Below are 24,401 nucleotides of genomic sequence, written 5' to 3' on the forward strand. Positions count from 1 at the left end.
CCCATAAATGAAAAACGACAGAAGTTTTGACACTATTTCCTCTAAATTTTCGAAAAATATTTATGGCACGAATAAAGGCAAAATCCGTGAAGCGGTCTTAAAACGGGATTTAACCGAAGGCGTCCCTTGGCTTGGTATCAACCCCTCAATGCGAATTTTAGATGTGGGGGGTGGTCAGGGCCAACTTGCGCTTTTTTTGGCAACACAGGGGCATCACGTTACGCTCATCGACATTTCCAAGGAGATGCTTGATGTTGCGATGAGCAACGCAACTCAACAAAATCTTCAGCACAATCTCACAACCGTGCATGGCGCTTTGCAGTCTATTCCTGATTTAGCTTTGGGGCAGTTTGACTTGGTTTTATGCCACGCGGTTTTAGAGTGGGTAGTTGAGCAGCAGAAAGCCTTAACAATATTGAAAAGTTGTTTGCAACGAGACGGACTTCTATCGCTGATGTTCTACAATCGTGACGCACAACGCTTTGCAAATTTAGTTTACGGTAACTTCGACTACGTACAAAACGATTTAAAAGTTAAAAAGAAAGTCAGTTTGAATCCCAATCAGCCGCTCGACCCGAAAGATGTCGCAGCGTGGTTAAGCGATTTAAATTTATCCGTCCTGGCAAAGACGGGTGTGCGCTGCATTAACGATTATTTGAGAGATCCTAAAAAGGCGGAGAACCAATTTAACGAATTACTTGCCATGGAGCTTAAATTTAACCGACAAGAACCCTACGCATCGTTAGGACGATACACGCATCTACTTTGCGCACCATTTGACGACAGTGAGTAATTGACTTTAGCCCGAAATATTAACGTTTGTATGTATTGCACAGATAAAAAAAGCCCGCATCTGCGGGCTTTTCATTTCAATAGCAATTACGCCATGAAATCGATACCTTCTTGGATATCTTTGTTTAATGTTTCTAACATGTCATTTTTCGCTTTCTCTTCGAATGCGCTTAATTGACCGTAAGAAAGGATCTCTTCAACACCGTTTTTGCCAAGGCGTACTGGGTGTGCAAAGTAAGGTGCATCGCCGTTTTCAACCGCAACGTATGCGTAGTCAACAACGTTCGCTTCACCTTGAAGACCTTTAACTAATGAGAAGCAGAAACGAGCTGCCGCTGCGCCCATTGAAAGTGTTGCTGAACCGCCACCCGCTTTTGCGTTAACGACTTCAGTACCCGCGTTTTGAATACGTGGAGTAAGCGCTGCAACTTCTTCTTCAGTAAACTCTACACCTTCAACTTGTGAAAGTAGAGGCAGAATTGTTGTACCTGAGTGACCACCGATCACAGGTACTTTAACGTTTGCAACGTCTAGACCTTTAAGTTCTGCAACGAATGCTTCTGAACGGATGACGTCTAGCGTTGTAACACCGAAGATACGTGCTGCATCGTAAACGCCAGCTTTTTTGAATACTTCAGCAACGATTGGCACAGTGCCATTTACTGGGTTAGTGATGATACCTACTAGTGCTTTAGGACAGTTTTTAACCATGCCTTCCGCTAACGCTTTTACGATGCTCGCGTTTACATTGAATAGATCAGAGCGATCCATACCAGGCTTACGAGGCATACCTGCAGGAACTAAAACGATATCCGCATCGACAAGCGCTGAGTCAAGATCATCTTTACCATGACCTGTCACTTTCACTGCTGTAGGGATGTGAGACAAATCAACAGCAACACCAGGTACAACTGGCGCTACGTCGTAAAGCGCTAGCTCAGAACCTGCTGGTAAACCAGTTTTTAGTAGTAGAGATAGAGCTTGGCCGATACCACCAGCAGCACCTAAAACAGCAACTTTCATGGGAATTCTCCATAATTTGAGGTAGGAATAAAAAGTGCCATAAAGATAATGAAAAGCACCGATAAAAACAAATTAATCCTGCTTATATTCGAGATTTTTTCGACCATAGTTGTAAACATCGCGACACTTAGTGCCATTGTAAGACTACAATCGAGCAGACGTGCGCATTGATATATGTCGCCACTTGTACTGCCTTCGGCGAAAACATCATCACGAAAACTTGGGCATCAGTACGTATTTGTGTAGAATCATCCAGATATAGCAATAAGCGAGCGAGTAGTTATGCAACCTCAAGAAAAACAAGAAGCACTAGTAAAAGCATTCAAGGCATTGTTAAAAGAAGAAAACCTTTCTTCGCAAGGCGAGATTGTCGACGCGCTCAAAGATCAAGGTTTCGATAACATTAGCCAAAGCAAAGTATCTAGAATGCTGAGCAAATTTGGGGCCGTTCGCACTCGTAATGCTAAACAAGAAATGGTCTACTGTTTACCTGTGGAAATGGGCGTACCAACCGCGAAAAGCCCACTTAGACAACTTGTTTTAGATATCATGCATAATGAGATGATGATAATCATTCGTACAAGCCCTGGCGCTGCGCAACTTATTGCTCGCTTGCTCGATTCTCTTGGCAAAGCAGATGGAGTACTTGGTACGATTGCGGGTGATGACACTATCTTCATTGCACCAGCAAAAGTGTCTGAAATTGATTTAACGTTAGACCGTGTTCGCACACTATTCGATAACGTCTAATCGTTCAGCCATCGATTTCAAAAACTGGACAGAGGGCGCAAAAAATGCAGCGCCCATGTCACTATGAGTGAAGTCTAACCATCGGTCGTAGCACTCATCATCACCTAATCGTTTTTTCAGTACGAGTGCCAAACCATCGCCATGCGCACTGCAACTCAGCCATAAACTGCCTTGAACGTGTACATCACCAAACGGCATACTCTGATTTAGTAACAAAGCCAGACCATTTTCATCTTTCAATTCACTCAGCGTTGCATGACTATCAGGCGTTGGGGGTAGGATCAATTGATTGTCCAACCGAGTTCGACCCATAATCTGTTCTTGTTCGCTCACCTCTAAACGATGCCAACCCGCCAATTCAAATTTTACACGTGTGGTGTGCACATAACTGCCTTGATCATCTGGTTGATTAGGATTACTCACCAACGCAACTTGCCGCTTTAAACGGCCATGTGGCGCATCACCGCCATACACAAAACCGTTAAAATCTCGTCCATCGAGAAATCGAAAACAACGAACTTGAGATACCAGTTCAACACCTGGGCCAAATATCTGTAAAGCACGCTGCGCAAAGAGATGGTTTACATCCTCTCTATCGGAACGAATCACCAAAAGTAAGTCAAACGGTTGGCTGTGAATACTGTGTTCTGAATGGCTAATGTGGGGAAAACTTCGAAGTTCAGATGGAATAAATTCAGGGTAGATATGTGGCCAATATTGCGCACCGACAGCAATAAAGGAACTAATCATTGACTCAGAAAACTGATCGTTAAACTCGTCTTGCAACATTAACAATTCGGGGAGCTGAACACGCACTGCTTCATCATGACCGTCTAACACGTTGAAAAAGAGATGTAATCCATGCAGATTTGCTTCTGCACAAAGTCCTGATTGCGCTTGCGCCATACCGAAACAGTACCCAATTCTTGATATTATTGTTGTCCAGCGACACAAAACGCTTTGTTTTGTATGCCTCTCTGATTTTTCGCATTCAAACAAATGCCCACACAACGATATTGTAAAAGCACAAGTCCGCAGCCAAAATTCGATGTTAACCAATCCTCTTACGCTCATTAACCTCAATGCAAAGCATCGAAGACTCCGTCGCAACTTAAATAAAAACACCCAAAAGTAGTTCTGCTCAACTTAAGCAAATAACGCTTGAATGTAATTACTTGTGATTGGCCAAAGGTAAGTATATGTCGAGGCGATAAATTTCAGCAACCCATACTGTCAATCGAGACATTCGTGAGGTGTTTTTGAATGCAGATTGTTCGATATTTAAGCATCTATATGTATATATACACGCAAATATGAGCGCGAATAACTCAAATCTACGACAATGCATGGTATGGATAATTTATTCAACACTAGATTTCATGCGCCTTGCGATGGAGTTAATAGTCTAAACTCACCATTCGTTTCCAAAATAGAATCACAAAAGAGGAAGTTGCATGTGAGAGATCTCTCACGGCGCTGACAGCGATCGTGGAAGATACTGCATAAAAAACCCCTAAATTATTTGTAACATACTGAAATAAAAAGGCTTACTCTTAAGTAAACCAGTGTAAACACAAAATCATTCGGTTTTTATCGGATACAAGCTCACCACCGCTAACTATACTGTTCACATCAGCTAGGGAAAACGCTGATAAAAGGGAAACGTTCAGGAAGAACGTTGCTAACTAGGAAGGATAGCAAAGGAAAGGAATATCGAAGGACCGATTCAGCTTAGGATAAGCAAAGTCAAGGATAATTCAGCATTGGAAGCTGGGCAATGGACGCGTAAGGAAGACATCCAATCAAAGGGATAGATTGGCTGACAGGAAGTTGTAGTGGACACACGGATTGTTCGAAATGGAATCGATAGCAGGATGCTGCCAGGAAGAAGTAGGCAAAGGAACAGCGGACGTTTACCCCTTCTGGGAATGACCGAGGCCAAGTAGTAAATAAGATGGATTGCTCAGGATGAGCAAGTGAATGGAAACACAACAGGAAGTGAGGAACAGTGTTACCTTCGAGTAAATCTTATTAAGGTGTACTCAGGGAGTAATTCTGAAACTACGTAGACCCTAACCAACGTAGTAAAGGATGCCAACTAGGACAGTGTTGTACGAGTAAGTACTCTATCGCAGGACGCGAAAAGAAGATTCCGCAGGCGCAGCCCATTGGGTTGCGCCCTTCTTTTTTGGGATACGTTATTTCTTAAGCTGCATTCCCCTAGCCCATCACTTAATTTGAAACATGACTAAAGCAAATTAATCCACTTTTCGATTTTTACCTTTTAAGTAGGCACTTCTAAAGTCAAGAAAATGTGCTTGTAGGTTTTCTGCAGCTTGCGCCTCACCATTCTGAGCTAATACCATTGTCGCTACTTCAACAGTACCCAACTGATTTTCAAATGGTGCGACCCGCAAACGATAATCAGAGAGTGCTTTTGGCGTGATTGATAACACAGGTAAATTGTCCAAATATGGGCTTCGTCTAAACATCCGTTTAGCTTCCCGCCAAGTACCATCTAAAAAGACATACAGTGGTTTTCTATTTTCTTCTCGCTGCACGGATTCAATGATCTGCCGTCCGTCCGCTTCTTCTGCGGGAAAAACAAGGATTGGTTGATAACTAGGATCCGCTAACAAAGCGAGCAGTGCGTCTTCCGGCTCAGTGCGACTCCATTTAAACGCGTAATTGTCTGGTACAATATCCGCTATTAGTCGCCCGGTATTGGAAGGTTTAAAAGGCTCGTTATGAGACATCAACATCAACACCGCACTTTGACAATCCTGAGCAACCAGACGTGATGAACAGATACACAAAGAGGTGGCAAGTAAACACGTTTCACAACGGATAAGACGGCCACCTCGCGCATTGAAAGGTCGAGTCGCGTTGGCCAACAAAACTTGTCTTAGTTGAAGTACCGAATTGTTCATTTCTTGCCTCTTAGATATTAAGCGGCGTATTGTAAGCAACTAGAATAAAAAAAGCAGTAAGGAATTCATTATGAAAATTACATCTTCGGCACGTCTTATGTATCGAATGATCACCCCAGATGATGCACAGCTTCTGTTTGAGTTGGATCAAGACCCTTCGGTGATGCAATACCTAAATGGTGGGATACCAACTTCCATGGAAGATATTCACAATCGCTTTCTACCAAGAATTGCGTCTTTTCATAATGAAGAAAAAGGCTGGGGTCTTTGGCATGTCGCGACTAAAGATGAGCATGAATTTATTGGTTGGATTTTGGTGCGTCCAATGTTCTATTTCACTGAAGAACGGGACGACACCGACATGGAGCTTGGCTGGCGTTTTAAACAAACGACCTGGGGACGAGGTTACGCCACTGAAGCCGCTTTGCACGTTGCGACCCATATTGAAAAATTAAATGAATTAAAGTCATTTAGCGCTGTCGCAGCAGTAGATAACATTGGTTCTATTGCAGTCATGAAAAAACTAGGTATGCAGTTTGTCAAGCAAGACATACATACCGACCCAACTTGGCAAACTGAAGTGGTGTACTACACCAAACCTCTAATCGATTAGTTGCATTGTGCCGCCTTAGTGTAAAGAGCAAGTCTAAAGGACGTTCTTTTAGCAACATGCAACAAAGAGCGTCACTTCGACAAAGCTTGATTTAATTCGTTTAAGCCATTTCTGACCCACGTTTTGTCCAAGTAGTTTTCCAAATTCATCTGCGCAAAGCGCAGAAAATGTTTTGCTGCGTGAGCAATATGTCTATCTGTACGCACAATAAAATACCAATGACTCGCGAGCTCTAAACCCTTGATAGGTATAATTTTTAACGTAGTATCATGAGCAGGAATAACATGTCGTGATAACACCGCAATGCCCATTCCTGCACTAACCGCGACACGGATCGCTTCATTACTTGCCATTTGAATACTGTCTGCAAGTACTAGTCCACGACTTTGTAGCGCGCTATCAAATAACATTCTAGTGGCTGAACCGGGTTCTCTGAGCAAAAAGCGATGCTGCACAATATCGCTTAAGGATACTTGTGAAAGGGCAGCCAGCGGATGATCCGCAGGTGCTAATAGCACTAAAGGATTTTGTAAAAAGCGCCCAGCCAAGGCATGTTCAAGTGAGGGGGGATGGCTAAACACATACAAGTCATCTTCGGCTCGCTCAAAACGTGCTAGCACTTGTTCTCGATTGCCGATTTCCACCTTCATGTCGACATTCGGATGCACAAGACTAAATGGACCGAGTAGTTTGGGTAATATGTACTGTGCGGTATTTACCATTGCAATTCGGCAATGCCCCCGTTCTCCACCCTGTATTTCTTTCAAATAACGTTGATAATCATCAAATTGTTCAAAAACCTGTAAACACGTTCTAAATAGTTCGAGACCCGCTTCCGTTGTCATTAAACGTTGATGCTGAGTGTAAAACAGTTGCTCACCAACCGCTTCGGTCAGACGTTTAATTTGTAGAGAGACGGTTGGTTGAGTGAGATGTAACCTACGTGCCGTTTCACTGACCGAGCCCGTTTGCACAACACACATGAACACTTCCAGCAACCGAAAAGAGAGATGTCTAAGATCCATACTTAAAACCTATAGATAATTATCTATATTAATATACCAATCATTTTATTATTTACTATACCTCGGATTCGTTAAACTAAGTCCAATTCAGTCCAACTAAGAGGTTGTCATGCCAGATATTGTGGTTATGTTTTTTGTGCTCGGTTTATTAGCCGGATTGCTTCGCTCTGATTTAGCCATTCCCAAAGCGACATATGAAACGCTCAGCTTACTTTTAATGCTCACAATTGGATTAAAAGGCGGGATGGTACTCCATGGTAATTTAGCGTGGCGATTACTCCCTGAAATGGCGACAATCGCAGCACTCGGCGCGCTTATCCCCCTTACTCTCTACCCTTTTCTTAAACATGTAATAGGCTTATCCGTAGCCAACAGCGCCAGTATTGCCGCACATTATGGTTCAGTGAGTGCTGGAACATTTGCTGTCGCTTTAGCATTTGCCGAAAGCCAAAATCTAACGGTGGGTCCAGAAGTAACACTGTATCTTGTCATGCTCGAGCTCCCTGCCATCATCGTTGGCCTTTTACTCTTTCGTCGCTTTGAAACCCAAGGTGGAACTCAGAAACAGCCATCTCTAAAAGCGCTGTGGCACGAAACGCTAACCAACAAGAGCGTCATTCTTCTTGTAGGCGGTGTAATCATAGGGATGATGTACGGTACACAACAAGGTTCTCAGGTAACAAGTATTCTAACCTCGAGTTTTAAAGTTGTACTCGCACTATTCCTACTTGAAATGGGGATAACGGCTGCTCGAACGCTTAGACCTATGCCTTGGCACCAATGGCGTCTCGTTCTATTCGCTCTAACGGTGCCAAGTATTCTCGGTTCAATCGGAGTATTTGTTGGGATGATGTTAGGCTTAGAACAAGGCTCTATTGTTGTTTTAGCGGCTCTACTTGCCAGTGCCTCTTACATAGCTGCTCCTGCAGCGATAAAAGCCGCTATTCCACAAGCAGATATAGGTCTGGCAATGCTAAGCTCACTTGGCCTCACATTTCCATTTAATGTCATCATCGGAATTGGCCTTTATCATCAAATGACGCTGTTTTTTGCTTCCTAAAAGCCCCATTGTCAGCCAAAGCGATTGACATCCTTCAGTCGCTTTCATTTCGCTCAAATATCGGATTCGGCACAACCAATACGCAAAACAATTAACTAGTCAAACGGTCTAAATAATTGATAAACTACAACAAGTACCTAAATTAATTACTAAATAGGAAGTTCAATGAGGGAATATTTGTTTAGAGCATTTGCTGCACTGCTCGTCTTACTAAGTGCATTGGTAACATTTGCCGAGTTTGAACAAATCGGGTCCGTGTTTTTTATGTATATGATTATCTTTTTTTATGCTCCGATGTCCGTTTTCATATTTGGTGGTAACGCGCTTTTACAACGCTTTGTTTATTTCAATATCTTTGCAAAAACGACGAAAGAGAATCTCTCAACTAAGTGATTAATTTCGTGGCTATCATTAAAAATGGTGCTCAAACTCCAGTCAAAACCTTCACCACGTTTCACTCGTTTGGGCATAAAAAAAGCGAGACCTAGTCTCGCTTTTTTATCAAATCAGCTTAGATAATTACTTTTTCTTCGCTTTTTTGTTTGGAAGGTCAGTAATTGAACCTTCGAAGATTTCTGCAGCTAGACCGATAGACTCATTTAGCGTTGGGTGCGCGTGAATCGTCAATGCGATGTCTTCACCGTCTGCGCCCATTTCAACCGCTAGACAGATTTCACCTAGCATTTCGCCTGCGTTGATACCAACCATAGCACCACCGATGATACGACCTGAGTCTTTGTCAAAGATTAGCTTAGTTTGACCTTCAGTACGTGCAGATGCGATTGCACGGCCTGATGCAGCCCATGGGAACACAGCCGTTTCAATGCTCAGACCTTTTTCTTTGGCTTCTTTCTCCGTCACACCAACCCAAGCAATTTCTGGGTCTGTGTACGCGATTGAAGGAATGCACTTAGGATCAAAGAAGTGTTTCTGACCAGAGATAACTTCTGCAGCAACGTGACCTTCATGAACCGCTTTGTGCGCTAGCATTGGTTGACCAATCACGTCACCGATTGCGAAGATGTGGTTTACGTTTGTACGTAATTGCTTGTCCGTGTTGATAAAGCCACGCTCATCAACCGCAACACCCGCTTTTTCTGCGTCGATTAGTTTACCGTTTGGCGTACGGCCAACCGCTACTAATACTTTGTCGTAACGTACTTGGCCTTCAGGCGCTTGTTTACCTTCAAACGATACGTAAATGCCGTCGTCTTTCGCTTCAACTGCCACTACTTTCGTAGAAAGCATGACGTTGAACTTGTCGCTTACGTATTTTTGGTAAACTTTAATGATGTCTTTGTCTGCTGCAGGTACTAGTTGGTCAGCAAATTCAACTACGTCGATTTGTGAACCTAGCGCGCGGTATACAGTTCCCATTTCAAGACCAATGATACCACCACCTAGTACGAGCAATTTTCCTGGCACGTCTTTCAGTTCAAGTGCGCCAGTTGAGTCGATGATACGCTCGTCTTTTGGAATAAATGGTAGGCTAACTGGTTGTGAACCCGCTGCGATAATTGCGTTATCAAACGTGATTGTTGTTGTGCCGTCTGCACCTTCAACTGCAATCGTGTTTGCACCAGTGAATTTACCGTAGCCGTTAACCACTTTCACTTTACGCATTTTTGCCATACCAGCTAGACCGCCGGTTAACTGACCAATTACAGACTCTTTCCATGAACGGATTTTATCTAGATCAATTTGTGGAGCGCCGAACGTCACACCGTGGTGTGCCATTTCGCTCGCGTCGTCGATGACTTTAGCAACGTGTAGTAAAGCTTTTGAAGGGATACAACCTACGTTTAAGCACACACCGCCTAGTGTTTCGCGTGACTCAACGAGTGTAACTTCTAAACCTAGATCCGCAGCACGGAATGCTGCTGAATAACCACCAGGACCACCGCCTAGTACTACAACTTGAGATTTGATTTCGTTGCTCATGTTATTACCTTAACTAAGATTGAACGGGACTATGCTCGCACATGCAGTTTCGCGAGTGTCGCAGCCAAATATGCCGACTAAGTTTGTGGTTTAACACGCAAGCAAACCTAGCAAGCTTGTTTATCATTTTGTGTGCGCAAGTGTAACATTGGCACATACTAAAGTCCCGCCTAAATATTAGGCGGGACAACAAATTACATTACCAATTGGCGAATGTCGCTAAGGTAACTTGCTAAGGTCGCAGTGAAGCGAGCAGCAAGCGCACCGTCAATGACACGATGGTCGTATGAACAGCTTAATGGCACCATTAAACGAGGTTCAAACTCTTTACCATTCCACTTAGGTTTGATGTCCGATTTAGAGACCCCTAATATTGCCACTTCTGGCGCATTGACGATTGGCGTAAATGCCGTACCACCGATACCACCTAGGCTAGAAATAGTGAAACAACCACCCTGCATATCTGATGCGGTAAGTTTACCTTCACGCGCTTTCTTCGAAATCTCCATCAGCTCACTTGAAAGCTCCATAATCCCCTTCTTGTTCACATCACGAACGACCGGTACAACAAGACCATTTGGTGTGTCTACCGCAATTCCAATGTGAACGTATTTCTTCAGGATCAAGCTTTCACCGTCTGATGAAAGTGACGAGTTAAACGTTGGAAATTCCTCAAGTGCTTTCGCTGCTGCTTTCATCACAAACACAAGAGGTGTGATCTTAACGCCAAGTTTCTTCTTCTCAGCAAGGATGTTTTGCTCCTTGCGGAAGTCTTCTAGCGCCGTGATGTCCGCTTCGTCGAATTGCGTTACGTGTGGAATGTGAACCCAGTTACGGTGCAAGTTTGCGCCAGACAGTTTTTGGATACGTGAAAGTTTTTTCTCTTCCACTTCACCAAACTTGCTGAAATCCACTTTTGGCCATGGGATCAAATTCAAGCCTGAGTTATCGCCACCTGCAGATGCTGTGCTGATTTGCCCTGACTCGACTTTTTTCACAAGCTCTTTCACGTAGTTTTGCACGTCTTCTTTAACGACACGACCTTTGCGGCCTGAACCTTTTACGCGAGCTAGATTTACACCAAACTCACGAGCAAGACGACGTACGACTGGCGACGCATGCGCATAGTCAGAGTTCACTTCAAACTCTTCTTTTGTTGCAGAGGCGACTGGAGCCGCTGGAGCTGGAGCAGATGCTGCTGGCACAGATGCCGCAGCTACCGGAGCGGTGGCAACAGGTGCCGACGATTGCGTTTCAAAGACGAAAATCAATGAACCAGTGCCCACTTTATCACCAGCGGCCACTTTGATATCGATAACCGTGCCTGCAAATGGTGCAGGTACTTCCATTGACGCTTTGTCGCCTTCAACGGTCAGTAGTGACTGTTCTTCGGCAACAACATCACCCACTGCAACCATAATTTCAGTGACTTCTACTTGGTCACCACCTATGTCTGGTACAAATACGTCTTGCGCAGCCGATACCGCAGCTACAGGTGTTGGTGCCGCCGCAGGAGCTGCTACGGGAGCCGCTGGCACAGAGCCAGCAACTTCAAACACAAACACTAAGCTACCAGTAGACACTTTTGCGCCCGCTGCAACTTTGATTTCTTTTACCGTACCAGCAAATGGTGCTGGTACTTCCATTGACGCTTTATCACCTTCAACCGTGATTAATGACTGTTCTTCTGTCACAACGTCACCAATTGAAACCAAAACTTCTGTTACTTCAACTTCATCGCCACCAATATCAGGCACGAATACGTCTTTCAGTTCACTTGCTGCTGAAACAACTGGAGCGGGAGCCGCTTCTGCTGCAGGTGCAGACACAAGTGCCGCTTGTGCATCCGTATCAAACACCATGATCAATGTACCTGTTGCAACTTTGTCACCGACAGCGATTTTGATCTCTTTAACAACACCGGCTTGTGAAGCTGGTACTTCCATTGAAGCTTTATCACCTTCAACAGTGATAAGTGATTGATCCACTTCTACTGAATCACCCACTTGTACCAAGATCTCGGTAACTTCTACTTCATCAGCACCAATATCTGGAACATGAATTTCAATAGCCATGATCTCTCCTATTAAGCGTACAGAGGGTTAGTTTTCGTTGTGTCGATATCAAACTTCTTGATAGCGTCAACCACTGCCGATTTTTCAACTTTACCTAGTTTTGCAAGTTCACCGAGCGCTGCAACAACCACGTAACCGGCGTTCACTTCGAAGTGACGACGTAAGTTTTCACGACTGTCTGAACGACCGAAGCCATCCGTGCCAAGCACTTTATATGTCTCACTCGGCATAAATGCGCGAACCTGATCAGCGTAGCTCTTCATGTAATCCGTTGCTGCAATCGCAGGCGCAGAACCCAGTACCGTTGTGATGTATGGTACTTGCGCTTCGGCTTCAGGATTCAACATGTTAAAACGCTCACATGCGTAACCATCACGAGATAGCTCATTAAACGAGGTAACCGAGAACACATCAGAACCAATGCCGTACTCTTCGCTTAAGATTTGCGCCGCTTTACGGACTTCATTCAGAATCGTACCAGAGCCAAGTAACTGCACTTGTGCTTTGTCTCCAGCAAGCGTCTCTAGCTTGTAGATACCTTTACGAATGCCTTCTTCTGCACCTTCTGGCATCGCTGGATGATGATAATTTTCGTTCATCAGCGTAAGGTAATAGAAAACGTTTTCTTGGTCCGGACCATACATGCGGCGAATACCGTCTTGTAGGATTACTGCTACTTCGTACGCATACGTTGGATCGTATGAAATACAGTTTGGTACTGTGCCCGCTTGAATGTGTGAATGCCCATCTTCGTGTTGTAGACCTTCGCCATTCAGTGTTGTACGACCTGCCGTTGCACCAAGTAAGAAACCGCGAGCTTGTTGATCACCCGCCATCCATGCCATATCGCCGACACGTTGGAAACCAAACATCGAGTAGTAGATGTAGAATGGGATCATTGGTAGGTTGTTCGTGCTGTATGATGTAGCCGCTGCTACCCATGAAGACATTGCACCTAGCTCGTTGATACCTTCTTGTAGTACTTGACCTGACGTTGCTTCTTTGTAGTAAGAAACGATATCACGGTCTTCTGGGCTGTAGTTTTGGCCGTGTGGATTGTAAATACCGATTTGACGGAATAAACCTTCCATACCGAATGTACGTGCTTCATCAGCAATAATAGGCACTATGTTCTTGCCGATGCTTTTGTCTTTCAACAAGATATTTAATGCACGAACGTATGCCATTGTTGAAGAAATATCACGTTTTTGCTCTTCCAACAGAGGAGCAAAATCACTGAGTTCAGGCAGTGTCAATGACTCTGTGAAGTTTGGTAGACGCTGTGGAGTATAACCATGAAGCGCATTACGACGAGCGTGCAGGTATTCGTGCTCTTTTGAACCTTCCTCAAGAGTTAAGTAAGGTAGGTTTACTAAGTCGTTATCAGACACTAAGTCGTCAAGACCAAGACGTGAACGCAAATGCGCAACGTGAGTCATGTCCATTTTCTTCACTTGGTGCGCGATGTTTTTACCTTCCGCAGCCGCACCCATGCCGTAACCTTTTACCGTTTTAGCAAGGATTACCGTTGGACGACCTTTGTTTTCTTGCGCTGATTTAAACGCAGCGTAAAGTTTAGAAGGCTCATGACCACCGCGTTTCAATGCGAAGATTTCATCGTCAGTCATATCAGCTACAAGCGCAGCCGTTTCCGGATAACGACCAAAGAAATGCTTACGAACGTACGCTCCATCTTTCGCTTTATACGTTTGGTAATCGCCATCCACTGTTTCATTCATCAGCTGCAGCAATTTACCTGTAGTGTCTTTAGCAAGAAGTTTGTCCCAACCAGAGCCCCAAACCACTTTAATGACGTTCCAACCAGCGCCTTTGAAAAGACCTTCTAATTCTTGAATGATCTTACCGTTGCCCATTACTGGACCGTCTAAACGCTGCAAGTTACAGTTAATGAGGAAACATAAGTTGTCTAGCTTCTCACGAGCAGCAAACGAAATTGCACCACGCGATTCTGGCTCATCCATCTCACCATCACCAAGGAACGCATACACGCGTTGCTCAGAGGTGTCTTTCATTCCACGACCATCAAGGTATTTGAGGAATCGCGCTTGATAAATTGCGGAGATTGGACCTAAGCCCATAGAAACCGTTGGAAATTGCCAAAACTCAGGCATTAACTTCGGGTGAGGATAAGAAGGTAGACCATTGCCATCGACTTCTTGACGGAAATTATCTAGCTGCGCTTCTGTCAAACGACCTTCAACGAAGGCACGCGCATAGATACCCGGCGAAATATGGCCTTGATAGTAGACTAAATCGCCACCGTCTTTCGCATTTGGTGCGCGGAAGAAATGGTTAAAGCACATCTCATAAAACGCCGCAGAAGATTGGTAAGACGCCATATGTCCGCCAAGCTCAAGCTCTTTTTTAGACGCGCGCAATACGATCATGATTGCGTTCCAACGGATGATAGAACGAATACGACGTTCTAAATTCACATCACCCGGATACGCAGGTTCTTGTGCTGCTGGGATCGTGTTTACGTAGTTCGTTGTGATGCCTGTTGGCATATCAACGCCTTCAAGGCGAGCTTGTTCTAAAACTTGCTCAAGAAGATATTGAGCACGCTCTAAACCTTCTTCTTTTACTACCGACTCCAGCGCTTGTAACCATTCTTTGGTTTCTAACGCGTCAATGTCAACTTTGGTGACTTCAGACATATGGAAGTTTCCTTATGTTTAAAATTCGAATTTTGTTATGGTTAAACCACACTTCAGTTAAATAGGTTTGGTCCGGCGTAGGCTACGTTCAATACGTGAACGCTCTTTACCTGCTTGCAATAACGCATCTTCAATAAACGCTAAATGCGCATTACTTGCCAGTCTCGCTTCTTCCGGATTACTGTTAATCACCGCATTCATAAGCACACGGCGATGTTCAGCTAACTGTTCACTGACTTCCGATTTCTGTAAGAGTACTTCAAGGTTTTGTAATACATTTTGCTCAAGTAACGGTTGCATGCCACGAACTAAATGGAGCAATACAACGTTGTGTGACGCTTCAGCAACTGTATAGTGAAAAGCATTTATCGCTTTGGCCTTTTGAATTAAATCATCGGAGGCTTCTGCGATATTCTCAAAACTTTGTTTCACTTTGTTAAAATCGTTTTCTGTGCCTCGCATTGCCGCGTAAAATGCAGCAATACCTTCTAAGGCATGACGAAACTCCAATAAATCGAACTGTGATTCTGGATGTTTACTTATTAAATTGAACAAAGGATCGCTTAACCCTTCCTCAAGTTGATTTTTAACAAACGTTCCGCCACCTTGACGGCGAGTCACTAAACCTTTGGCTTCTAATTTCTGAATTGCTTCGCGCAGCGATGGCCGTGAAACCTCGAATTGTTTCGCAAGTTCACGTTCAGGAGGTAAGCGTTCTCCTGGTAACAATGACCCCTCAAGAATCATATTCTCGAGTTGCTCTACGATGACATCAGATAGTTTTGCAGCTTTTATTTTTAGTGACATTTTTTAGCACCGAAATTGTGGTGTGTTTTAACCCTTTGATCCCAAAACATTACTGATGCTTCAACGCATAAAACAACGAAAACCTTTACACAAATTTAATCAGCAATAACGTCGAGCTAGGATCGGCCTAAAACCACAAGGGTAAATTGGTCATACCAAATTTAACCTATACACTACCAAAAAGCCGCATTTCTGTCAAAGTAAAGCTAAAAAACATCCAGTTTACGTTCACGTAAACACAATTCCCGCATTTTTGCTCGGTTTGCGATAGATAAACATGTATCAAAAACCTCATTTTGCCTAGTTAGATGCAAATGGTCATACCAGTTGTTTAATGAATTTTTTACGACAGCAGCAATCTATTAACGACAGACATGAAGGAAAGCGAAGATTAGGATTCAATGAATGGAAAGTACACTAGAGCGATATGAAACAAAGAGGACTTAAGGCCAAACATAAAGCCCCTGAGAATACGTCAGGGACTCTTTACTTACGCAACTAAACCGAACAACGTTAACAGCGCAATAAGGACCAAATAAAATAGAATATTGCGCTTTACTAGGCGCATCATGCATGTAGCTTCATAGGTACAACCAAAATGCTGTTGCTCTATTTCCTCGGCCGCTAACGCTGTTAACGTGACAACTTTGCGATTTGAGGTTTTGAAATCAAGTAGGTATTTCAGCCAATAGCCCGTTCCCTTGGAAAAATTGCCAATAATCAAAAAGCCAAACGAAGCCACTCTTGCAGGCAACCAATCCAACCAGAACAACACACTTTGTAAGCGGACGCGATGAACTCTAAATCCATGCTCTCGGTCGTTGTATGTCCAATCAGCGACCGTACGGACCGTTGCATACAATATTGCACCTGGTGCTCCGAGCAGGACAAACCAAAAAATAACCGCGCTGTAGTGACGGAAGTTAACCCAAGCAAGGGTTTGACCAAACGTTTCTCCCCCTTTTTGCTCTTCAGTTCGACGTTGGCCAATTTGCAACGCATACAGTGTCGCTGCTTCATTATCTCCCCGACTCAACGCATTCAAGTAACCTTTATATTTAGAACGCACATCGGCACAACCAAAAGCAACCAAAAGCACGCAGATGTTTAAAGCGAATTGCCACAAAATAAAATCAGAGAGCTGCCAAATAAACGCGACGAATAGCGCGGGGAATACCAACCAAACCATAAACCCAATAGGGGTAAAAAAGATCCCTTCATCTTTCAAAACAACACTACTATGCAACTGATATTTGGATACATAAAACTCAGCTTGCCAAAAAGGCGCTCTCGCCCCTAGCCGCTCGATGATCAGCGCTAGAATAATAGAAATCAAAATCATAATACGCTCTTCTACTGTAAATTCGTTTTATCCATTGCGTTTAAGTTCAGCATGCAATTTATCCCAATCAAAACCAATACCTGGGTCGGTTTTACGACCTGGCGCGATGTCACTGTGCCCGGCAATATTTTGCTTAATATTTGGATAGGCAAATTGCAACTCAGTGATAATATGACTCAGTTTTCTGTATTGTTGGTCAGTAAACGAATCTCTATCTGTACCTTCAAGTTCAATACCAATACTAAAATCATTACACTGCTCGCGCCCATTAAACATTGACACACCTGCATGCCAAGCACGTTTGTTAAACGGTACATATTGCTTGATGGTACCATGTCTATCGATAACAAGATGTGCTGATACCCTAACCCCTTCCAATGACTGAAAACTTGGATGCGCTCGACAATCAATGCACCCCATGAATAAGTCATCGATATAACCCTCACCAAATTGGCCTTCAGGTAAGGAAATACAGTGGATCACAATAAGACTAATATCTTGTGTATTTGGCCTATCATCAAAATGTGATGATAGGCGGCGTTCCGCACTGTCTAGAAAGTGGTCAATTATTGGCATGATACTGAAAATAAGCCATTTATTAAATCAAATCTTATAGGCGCTAACATATCAATTAAAACACGTGCTGACCATCTTTCACTGGTAGAGCCTGTTCAACTTCACATCAAAATCAACGTGTAATTTGCTTTACCAAGTTTGAGGTTAGATTGTGCTGCTAGCGAAAACCTCGTAAAATTAATATCCATAACCCGCATATATTTCAATGTGCATTTGCAATGCAGATATACGATAAGAGAGGCCAGCATGTCGTCGTACCCAACTCCATCCACTGAGCTTATTAGCCAATTGGTCAAACTCGCATTGGATGAAGATTTGAATTATTTGTCTGCCACAGACGGTGACATTACGGCACAACTCATCCCTGCAAGTCAGATTAGCACAGCAACGGTTATCACTCGCGAAGACTGTGTATTTTGTGGAAAAGCGTTAGTACTGGAAGTTTTTAAACAAGTTGATCCAAGCGTTGAAGTTACCGTTTTGGTGGAAGATGGTGACGCAGTTTCTGCCAACTCGCCACTTTTTACCGCAAAGGGATCTGCGCGTGCGATTTTAACGGCAGAGCGTACAGCACTTAATTTCGTTCAGACACTTTCAGGTACGGCAACCACAACGGCTCGTTACGTTGCAGAATTAGGTGAAAGCACAACCAAACTACTCGACACTCGCAAAACCATTCCAGGACTGCGCGCACTGCAAAAATACGCGGTACTTTGCGGCGGTGGTCAGAATCATCGTATTGGGCTTTTTGATGCATTCCTAATTAAAGAAAACCACATCAATGCCTGTGGCGGAATATCAAAAGCGGTCACGACAGCAAAATCAAATCACCCTGACAAACCGGTTGAAGTGGAAGTTGAAAACTTGAGTGAACTCAAAGAGGCATTGGAAGCTGGCGCTGACATTATCATGCTAGACAATTTTACCATTGCCGACATTCAAGAAGCCGTCAGAATGACCGAAGGCAAAGCTAAACTAGAGGTTTCTGGCAACATGACCATTGCAACACTTCGCGCTTACGCCCAAGCGGGTGTGGACTTTATTTCAAGCGGTGCATTAACCAAAAACGTACAAAGCATTGATTTATCAATGCGATTTGCTTAATCACAACAACCCTCGTCTACTTCTATTTCATCGCAGACGAATTACATACGTTTCGTCTGCGATAATGAATATCTAGAACATCGGCCTTAGTCGACTCAATCCCACAAATCTACCTTCCTTCTTTTAAATAAGAAGTTTATTGGTGATATATCGCTCCACATATTCCATTACCAGTAGGCCGTTGGAAGATTTATAAAATGCATTCAACACCTTGTAATGCTCTGTAATCGACAGAGGAACATAATTCATTGACAACAATGGTTAAAAAACGTTAAATACGAATAAAGTTTGATATTGTAACAATTCTTTAATTTCATTCCTTTGTCTGTCGATAGTTTTGTAAATAAATTGCACAAAAATAAAACAAACCTAGGCAAAACAAAGAAAAACCACCTTTTAGAATGATAATTTCTTGTTACTGTCATGATTTAGAATTAAAGTAGATTTAAGCAACGTCGAATAGGTGCCGCTACCTTGTCAAATCGACTAAAGCCTGCCTAAATTAGGGAAGCAGATGGCGTTGCAACACAACTCACGCTACGGATGTTCAATTTGAGTTGTAAGATTTTAGACGCATTGCCAGATGATATCTGACAATGGTTGATTATCCTTAGGAGAAGAAAAGATGACGCAACAAAAGCAACAGGGTTTTACCCTAATTGAATTAATGATCGTAGTAGCAATCGTCGGTATTTTGGCGGCAGTTGCACTTCCAGCATACCAAAACTACACTGTTAAAGCGCGTTTTACAGAAGTAGTTACAGCAGCTGACTCTGTAAAATTTACAATGGCAGAGTGTATGCAAACTAATAACAACGTTATTGCGAACTGTGATACTTTCGGCGAACTGAATATTGCCGCACCTGCAGCTACTGCAAACCTTGCATCTGTTGCTATAACGGGAACTACTGGTGTTATTACAGCAACTGGAACTGCTGCAGCAGGGGGATTTACCTATATTCTTACTCCTCCAACGATTGACCCTGCAAATCCTGCACCGTCAACCTACGTATTCACTAAGAGCGGTACCTGTACCTCCGCTGGTATTACAAACCTTTGCTAAGTTATGTTTGCGGTGGCATGCCCACCGCAACACACGTCTAATTGAATTATATGCAGAAAAAACCAACCTCCGATTCAGTCGACATCTTTCAATGGACGGGAATTAGCGCGCGCGGCAAAAAACTTGAGGGCGAAATGAGTGCTCAAAGTATCGCGCTGTTAAAAGCGCAATTGCGAAAACAAGGGATTACACCGCTCAAAGTCAAACGAAAGCAAAAACCATTTCTAAGTATTGGCACCGCAGAAAAAATTACCGCTAAAGACATATGTGTGGTCACGCGACAAATTGCGACCATGCTAACTGCTGGCGTACCGCTCATTCAGTCTCTGGATATGATTGAATCAGGAACAAAAAACAAAAGTTTAGCCAAATTAATTGAAAAAGTATCGAGTGATGTAAAAGCAGGTCAACCTCTAGCCGCTGCACTGAAACAACATCCTCGTTACTTTGATGACTTATACTGTGACCTAATCCACTCAGGTGAGCAATCAGGCGCGCTTGACCGTATTTACGATAGAGTCGCGCTTTATAAAGAAAAAGCCGAAGCACTAAAATCAAAGATAAAAAAGGCACTATTCTACCCTATCGCCGTTATGGTTGTCGCATTGATTGTAACGTCCATCTTACTTGTATTTGTTGTTCCACAATTCCAAGATATTTTTAATGGTTTTGGTGCTGAACTCCCTGCCTTCACGCTAATGGTTATCGCCATTTCCGAATTTATGCAGGAATATTGGTGGCTCGGTCTTATTGCGATTGTTGGTTTTATCTTTTTCTATAAAGAAGCCCTAATTAAAAGCAAAGCTGTACGTAACTTTAACGATCGCATGGTCCTTCGATTGCCTATTGTTGGTGATATTCTAAAAAAAGCGGCGGTTGCACGCTATGCGCGAACGCTTTCGACTACCTTTGCTGCTGGCGTGCCGTTAGTGGATGCGTTAGATTCTGCAGCAGGAGCCTCTGGTAACGTGATTTACCGTGATGCCATTATCGAGATAAAAGCGGAAGTCAGTTCAGGTAACCAAATGAACTGGGCTATGCGAAATTCAAAGATATTCCCGGATATGGTTGTCCAAATGGTTTCCATTGGTGAAGAGTCAGGTTCTCTTGACGATATGCTTGCCAAAGTGGCCAGCATATATGAACAAGAGGTCGATGACGCTGTAGATGGGTTATCCAGCCTACTTGAGCCTCTTATTATGGCCGTTTTGGGCGTTATTGTCGGCGGCTTAATTGTTGCGATGTACTTACCTATTTTCCAATTGGGTTCAGTTGTTTAACTCTTAAATTTAAGTTGTACTATGTTAGAGCTTTTTACGAACACGCTAACGCTTTTACAAACCAATATTGCGTTTTATTTAGTTTCCGTTGGATTGGTTTCACTGTGCATAGGCAGTTTCCTAAACGTGGTTATTTACCGACTCCCCATACAGTTGCAATACGAATGGCAAACTGAATGCAAACTTCTATTAGCCGAGCATCTAACTGGCTCCAATGGAGAAGACAATAGACCAACATTCAATCTTGCCTTTCCAAATTCGCACTGCCCAAAGTGCCAAACTTCTCTTAAGTGGTGGCATAACATTCCCTTAGTGAGTTGGCTGCTTTTAAAAGGTCGCTGTGGATTTTGCCAAACGTCGATAAGTATCCGTTATCCTCTCATTGAAGTACTGACGGCAACTATGAGTGTTGTTGTCGCTTGGCATTTTGGACCTACCGAGAAAGCATTACTGTATATCGTTATAGGCTGGGCACTTATCGCTCTCACCTTTATCGATGTCGATCATATGCTACTCCCAGACCAGATTACCCTGCCGCTAGTTTGGGTTGCACTACTTGCCGCGACACTCAATATCACGATAGCCCCTCAAGAGGCCATCATTGGCGCAGCTGTTGGTTATTTAAGTCTTTGGAGCGTGTTCTGGCTGTTTAAACTTGTCACTGGCAAAGAAGGCATGGGCTATGGTGATTTTAAGCTTATGGCTGTATTTGGCGCCTTACTTGGCTGGGAATACATTTTACAAATCGTCTTATTGTCTAGCGTCGTCGGCGCTGTGATCGGCAGTATTCAGCTCGCCGTACAAGGCAAAGACTCCGCAACACCAATTCCGTTCGGCCCTTACATAGCCGCAGCAGGTTGGATAGCGATGTTATTTGGCCCACAAATCCAAAGTTGGTATTTTGGGATGCTGCAGCTATGAAAAAATGGGTTTTAGGCGTAACCGGTGGTATCGGTGCAGGTAAATCTGCGGTCACCAAGGAGTTTGAACGATTAGGTATCGAAGTCATTGACGCGGATATAATTGCACGTGATGTTGTGGCCGTTGGTAGTGCAGCTCTCGAACAAATTAAGCAACATTTTGGTGAAACAATACTTCATCATGATGGCTCTCTTAATCGAGCAAAGCTACGTGAACGCATTTTTTCCAATGAATGTGAAAAAAGCTGGCTCAACAATTTGCTGCATCCCTTAATCCGTGAGAACACTTTATTAGCCTTAAGTTCAAGCCAATCGCCTTATTGCATCCTTGCTGCCCCACTGCTTTTTGAGAATCAGCTACAGAAATATTGTCATCGTACATTGCTCATTGACGTGCCCGAAGAAATTCAGTTGATTAGAACGGTAGAGCGAGATCAAGTGAGTGAACAGCAGGTAAAAGCGATTATAAGCGCACAAATGAGTAGGGAAGAAAAGTTAGCACTTGCCGACGACATACTCGACAATTCTCATGCGTTATCGCAAACCTATACTAAACTCAAAGAATTACATGAATTCTATTTAAGGCAAGCACAATTAGTGAGTGGGGGTTGAGCGAAATCAACGCTGACCTCATTATGGCTTTTTAACCGTTTGAAAAGTGGTAAACTAAGACATTATTCCGACAAAAAAACAGAGTTAAACACATAAAGGTATTCAATGGAGCAAAACTCCCCATTATTACGTAAGTTCTTAACATTAGGACGCGTGACCGCTGAGCAGGTTAAAGCAAAGCAAAAAGATGCAAGTTCAATTGCAGAGTTAATTGCGATGTGCAGCGGCATGGATGGCAAAGAGTTAGCCGAACAATGCCTAGATCTATTTCGAGTTCCCTTATTCGATTTGAATGAGTTTGATATCGAAAACATTCCAAAAGAACTTGTTAAAGAAAAGCTCATTCGACAACATCATATTCTTCCACTTAACCGTAAAGGACGGAAATTGTACGTCGCCGCGTCTGATCCAACTGATTATGGCGCCCTCGAAAACTTTGAGTTCAGTACAGGCCTTCAATGTGAAGTTGTCGTTGTCGATTATCGTCAACTTGAAAAGAAAATTGACTTATTGTTCGACTCATCAAGTGGACTTGGCATGTCGGAAGCTGAGTTTGACGAATTTAGTTCACTTGAAACAGATGACTCTTCAACCGTTCAAGCACAACAGGAAGAAGAAAAAGACGATGCACCTATCATCGTCTACATCAATAAGATACTGATGGATGCCATCAAAAAAGGTGCATCGGATCTTCACTTCGAACCGTACGAGCACAAGTACCGAATTCGATTTCGTATCGATGGTATTTTACATGAAATGGCAAGTCCACCGGTTACGCTCGCAAACCGACTTTCTGCCCGTATCAAGGTTATGTCTCGTCTAGATATTGCAGAAAAGCGTAAACCTCAAGACGGTCGCATTAAACTCAAAATATCGGATAGGAAAAGCATCGATTTCCGTGTGAGCACTTTGCCAACCATGTGGGGCGAAAAAATAGTAATGCGTATTCTGGATTCTTCCAGCGCAATGCTCGGCATCGATGTTTTAGGATATGAACCTGAACAAAAGCAGCTTTACCTTGACGCACTCAATCAACCTCAAGGGATGATTTTGGTCACTGGGCCGACCGGCTCCGGTAAAACTGTTTCACTTTACACGGGTTTAAACATTCTCAACAAACCAGAGCGTAACATCAGTACCGCTGAAGACCCTGTTGAAATAAACCTTGAAGGTATTAACCAAGTTCAAATCAATACCAAGGCTGATATGACATTCGCTAATGCGCTGCGTGCATTCCTACGTCAAGATCCTGATGTGGTGATGGTGGGTGAGATCCGAGATTTGGAAACGGCTGAAATTTCCATTAAAGCGGCACAAACAGGTCACTTGGTGCTAAGTACACTTCACACCAACTCTGCCCCCGAAACACTCACTCGTTTACTCAATATGGGCGTGCCTGCCTACAACGTTGCCAGCTCTGTCAGTTTGATTATCGCACAACGCCTTGCTCGTCGTTTATGCCCTAAATGTAAAACACCAGAAACATTGCCGAAAGAAGAGCTCCTAAGACAAGGCTTCAAAGAAGCGGATATCCCAAATGTAACGCTGTTTTCGCCAAAAGGCTGCGATCATTGTACCGATGGCTACAAAGGCCGAGTCGGTATATACGAAGTAGTAAAAATCACTCCTGAAATAGCACAGGTGATTATGCGAGGTGGTAATAGTCTTGAAATTGCCGAGATGGCAAACAAAGCTGGATTTGCGAATCTGCGTATTTCTGGCCTCAAAAAAGCAGGAGCTGGCGTCAGTTCTCTTACCGAAATTAACCGCGTCACCAGCTTTTAAATAGCCGTTTAAATACAGGGAGTGC

At 43.5% G+C, this 24,401-nt stretch carries 20 protein-coding genes; 10 read left to right on the forward strand and 10 right to left on the reverse strand.

The genetic code is table 11. From position 1 onward, the window contains the following. Nucleotides 1–7: 7 nt before the first annotated feature. Nucleotides 8–793: a methyltransferase domain-containing protein gene (locus tag NI389_RS06720; RefSeq protein WP_308362123.1), complete on the forward strand. Its 786-nt coding sequence runs from the start codon at nucleotides 8–10 to the stop codon at nucleotides 791–793. Between the two features lie 86 nt (nucleotides 794–879). Here the strand turns inward: NI389_RS06720 and mdh are convergent, their stop codons facing one another. Further along, nucleotides 880–1,815, reverse strand: coding sequence for a malate dehydrogenase (gene mdh, locus NI389_RS06725; protein ID WP_208844082.1), 936 nt, complete (start codon nucleotides 1,813–1,815; stop codon nucleotides 880–882). Between the two features lie 282 nt (nucleotides 1,816–2,097). Here mdh and argR point away from each other — a divergent pair, with 282 nt between their 5' ends. Beyond that, complete coding sequence (gene argR / locus NI389_RS06730) at nucleotides 2,098–2,565, forward strand: transcriptional regulator ArgR (RefSeq protein ID WP_208844083.1); 468 nt, start codon at nucleotides 2,098–2,100, stop codon at nucleotides 2,563–2,565. Here the strand turns inward: argR and NI389_RS06735 are convergent. Both NI389_RS06735 and NI389_RS06740 read right to left on the reverse strand, forming a co-directional pair. Beyond that, nucleotides 2,548–3,471: a Dyp-type peroxidase gene (locus NI389_RS06735; RefSeq protein ID WP_308362124.1), complete on the reverse strand. Its 924-nt coding sequence runs from the start codon at nucleotides 3,469–3,471 to the stop codon at nucleotides 2,548–2,550. The two genes, argR and NI389_RS06735, sit on opposite strands and share 18 nt — an antisense overlap. 1,352 nt (nucleotides 3,472–4,823) lie before the next feature. After that, nucleotides 4,824–5,495, reverse strand: a complete 672-nt coding sequence (locus NI389_RS06740) for a tRNA-uridine aminocarboxypropyltransferase (RefSeq protein ID WP_308362125.1) — start codon at nucleotides 5,493–5,495, stop codon at nucleotides 4,824–4,826. 70 nt (nucleotides 5,496–5,565) lie between these two features. Here NI389_RS06740 and NI389_RS06745 point away from each other — a divergent pair, with 70 nt between their 5' ends. Continuing rightward, nucleotides 5,566–6,108 carry a GNAT family N-acetyltransferase gene (locus NI389_RS06745; protein ID WP_308362126.1) on the forward strand — a complete coding sequence of 181 codons (543 nt, stop codon included), beginning with the start codon at nucleotides 5,566–5,568 and terminating at the stop codon, nucleotides 6,106–6,108. A gap of 71 nt (nucleotides 6,109–6,179) precedes the next feature. Here NI389_RS06745 and NI389_RS06750 read toward each other — a convergent pair whose 3' ends face one another. After that, complete coding sequence (locus tag NI389_RS06750; RefSeq protein WP_308362127.1) at nucleotides 6,180–7,133, reverse strand: LysR family transcriptional regulator; 954 nt, start codon at nucleotides 7,131–7,133, stop codon at nucleotides 6,180–6,182. A 109-nt stretch (nucleotides 7,134–7,242) separates the two neighbouring features. On the opposite strand from NI389_RS06750, the gene NI389_RS06755 reads away from it, so the two are divergent. Further along, complete coding sequence (locus NI389_RS06755) at nucleotides 7,243–8,193, forward strand: sodium-dependent bicarbonate transport family permease (protein WP_308362128.1); 951 nt, start codon at nucleotides 7,243–7,245, stop codon at nucleotides 8,191–8,193. A gap of 519 nt (nucleotides 8,194–8,712) precedes the next feature. Here the strand turns inward: NI389_RS06755 and lpdA are convergent. The 6 genes from lpdA to ampD form a co-directional block, all read right to left on the reverse strand. After that, complete coding sequence (gene lpdA / locus NI389_RS06760) at nucleotides 8,713–10,134, reverse strand: dihydrolipoyl dehydrogenase (RefSeq protein ID WP_308362129.1); 1,422 nt, start codon at nucleotides 10,132–10,134, stop codon at nucleotides 8,713–8,715. 194 nt (nucleotides 10,135–10,328) lie between these two features. Continuing rightward, on the reverse strand, nucleotides 10,329–12,209 hold the full coding sequence (aceF, locus tag NI389_RS06765) for a pyruvate dehydrogenase complex dihydrolipoyllysine-residue acetyltransferase (protein ID WP_308362130.1): 1,881 nt from the start codon (nucleotides 12,207–12,209) through the stop codon (nucleotides 10,329–10,331). 11 nt (nucleotides 12,210–12,220) lie between these two features. Beyond that, nucleotides 12,221–14,887 carry a pyruvate dehydrogenase (acetyl-transferring), homodimeric type gene (aceE, locus tag NI389_RS06770; protein ID WP_308362131.1) on the reverse strand — a complete coding sequence of 889 codons (2,667 nt, stop codon included), beginning with the start codon at nucleotides 14,885–14,887 and terminating at the stop codon, nucleotides 12,221–12,223. Between the two features lie 57 nt (nucleotides 14,888–14,944). Beyond that, nucleotides 14,945–15,694 carry a pyruvate dehydrogenase complex transcriptional repressor PdhR gene (gene pdhR / locus NI389_RS06775; protein WP_308362132.1) on the reverse strand — a complete coding sequence of 250 codons (750 nt, stop codon included), beginning with the start codon at nucleotides 15,692–15,694 and terminating at the stop codon, nucleotides 14,945–14,947. 490 nt (nucleotides 15,695–16,184) lie between these two features. Next, a complete protein-coding gene (gene ampE / locus NI389_RS06780; RefSeq protein ID WP_308362133.1) occupies nucleotides 16,185–17,036 on the reverse strand; it encodes a beta-lactamase regulator AmpE in 852 nt (283 codons plus the stop codon). Between the two features lie 27 nt (nucleotides 17,037–17,063). Continuing rightward, nucleotides 17,064–17,612 carry a 1,6-anhydro-N-acetylmuramyl-L-alanine amidase AmpD gene (gene ampD, locus NI389_RS06785; RefSeq protein WP_308362134.1) on the reverse strand — a complete coding sequence of 183 codons (549 nt, stop codon included), beginning with the start codon at nucleotides 17,610–17,612 and terminating at the stop codon, nucleotides 17,064–17,066. A 246-nt stretch (nucleotides 17,613–17,858) separates the two neighbouring features. On the opposite strand from ampD, the gene nadC reads away from it, so the two are divergent. From nadC to pilB, 6 genes are all read left to right on the forward strand, one after another. Next, nucleotides 17,859–18,716 (forward strand): carboxylating nicotinate-nucleotide diphosphorylase, encoded by an 858-nt coding sequence (nadC, locus tag NI389_RS06790; protein WP_308362135.1) that lies wholly within the window; start codon nucleotides 17,859–17,861, stop codon nucleotides 18,714–18,716. A gap of 625 nt (nucleotides 18,717–19,341) precedes the next feature. Continuing rightward, nucleotides 19,342–19,779, forward strand: a complete 438-nt coding sequence (locus NI389_RS06795; protein ID WP_308362136.1) for a pilin — start codon at nucleotides 19,342–19,344, stop codon at nucleotides 19,777–19,779. Between the two features lie 50 nt (nucleotides 19,780–19,829). Further along, nucleotides 19,830–21,059 (forward strand): type II secretion system F family protein, encoded by a 1,230-nt coding sequence (locus tag NI389_RS06800; protein WP_308362137.1) that lies wholly within the window; start codon nucleotides 19,830–19,832, stop codon nucleotides 21,057–21,059. Nucleotides 21,060–21,080: 21 nt separating this feature from the next. Next, nucleotides 21,081–21,980 carry a prepilin peptidase gene (locus NI389_RS06805; RefSeq protein WP_308362138.1) on the forward strand — a complete coding sequence of 300 codons (900 nt, stop codon included), beginning with the start codon at nucleotides 21,081–21,083 and terminating at the stop codon, nucleotides 21,978–21,980. Continuing rightward, nucleotides 21,977–22,591 carry a dephospho-CoA kinase gene (gene coaE / locus NI389_RS06810; protein ID WP_308362139.1) on the forward strand — a complete coding sequence of 205 codons (615 nt, stop codon included), beginning with the start codon at nucleotides 21,977–21,979 and terminating at the stop codon, nucleotides 22,589–22,591. Before NI389_RS06805 ends, coaE begins: the two co-directional genes overlap by 4 nt. A gap of 105 nt (nucleotides 22,592–22,696) precedes the next feature. Beyond that, nucleotides 22,697–24,376: a type IV-A pilus assembly ATPase PilB gene (gene pilB / locus NI389_RS06815; protein ID WP_308362140.1), complete on the forward strand. Its 1,680-nt coding sequence runs from the start codon at nucleotides 22,697–22,699 to the stop codon at nucleotides 24,374–24,376. The last annotated feature ends 25 nt before the right edge of the window (nucleotides 24,377–24,401 follow it).

Source organism: Pseudoalteromonas xiamenensis (genome assembly GCF_030994125.1).
Lineage (GTDB): Bacteria > Pseudomonadota > Gammaproteobacteria > Enterobacterales > Alteromonadaceae > Pseudoalteromonas > Pseudoalteromonas xiamenensis_B.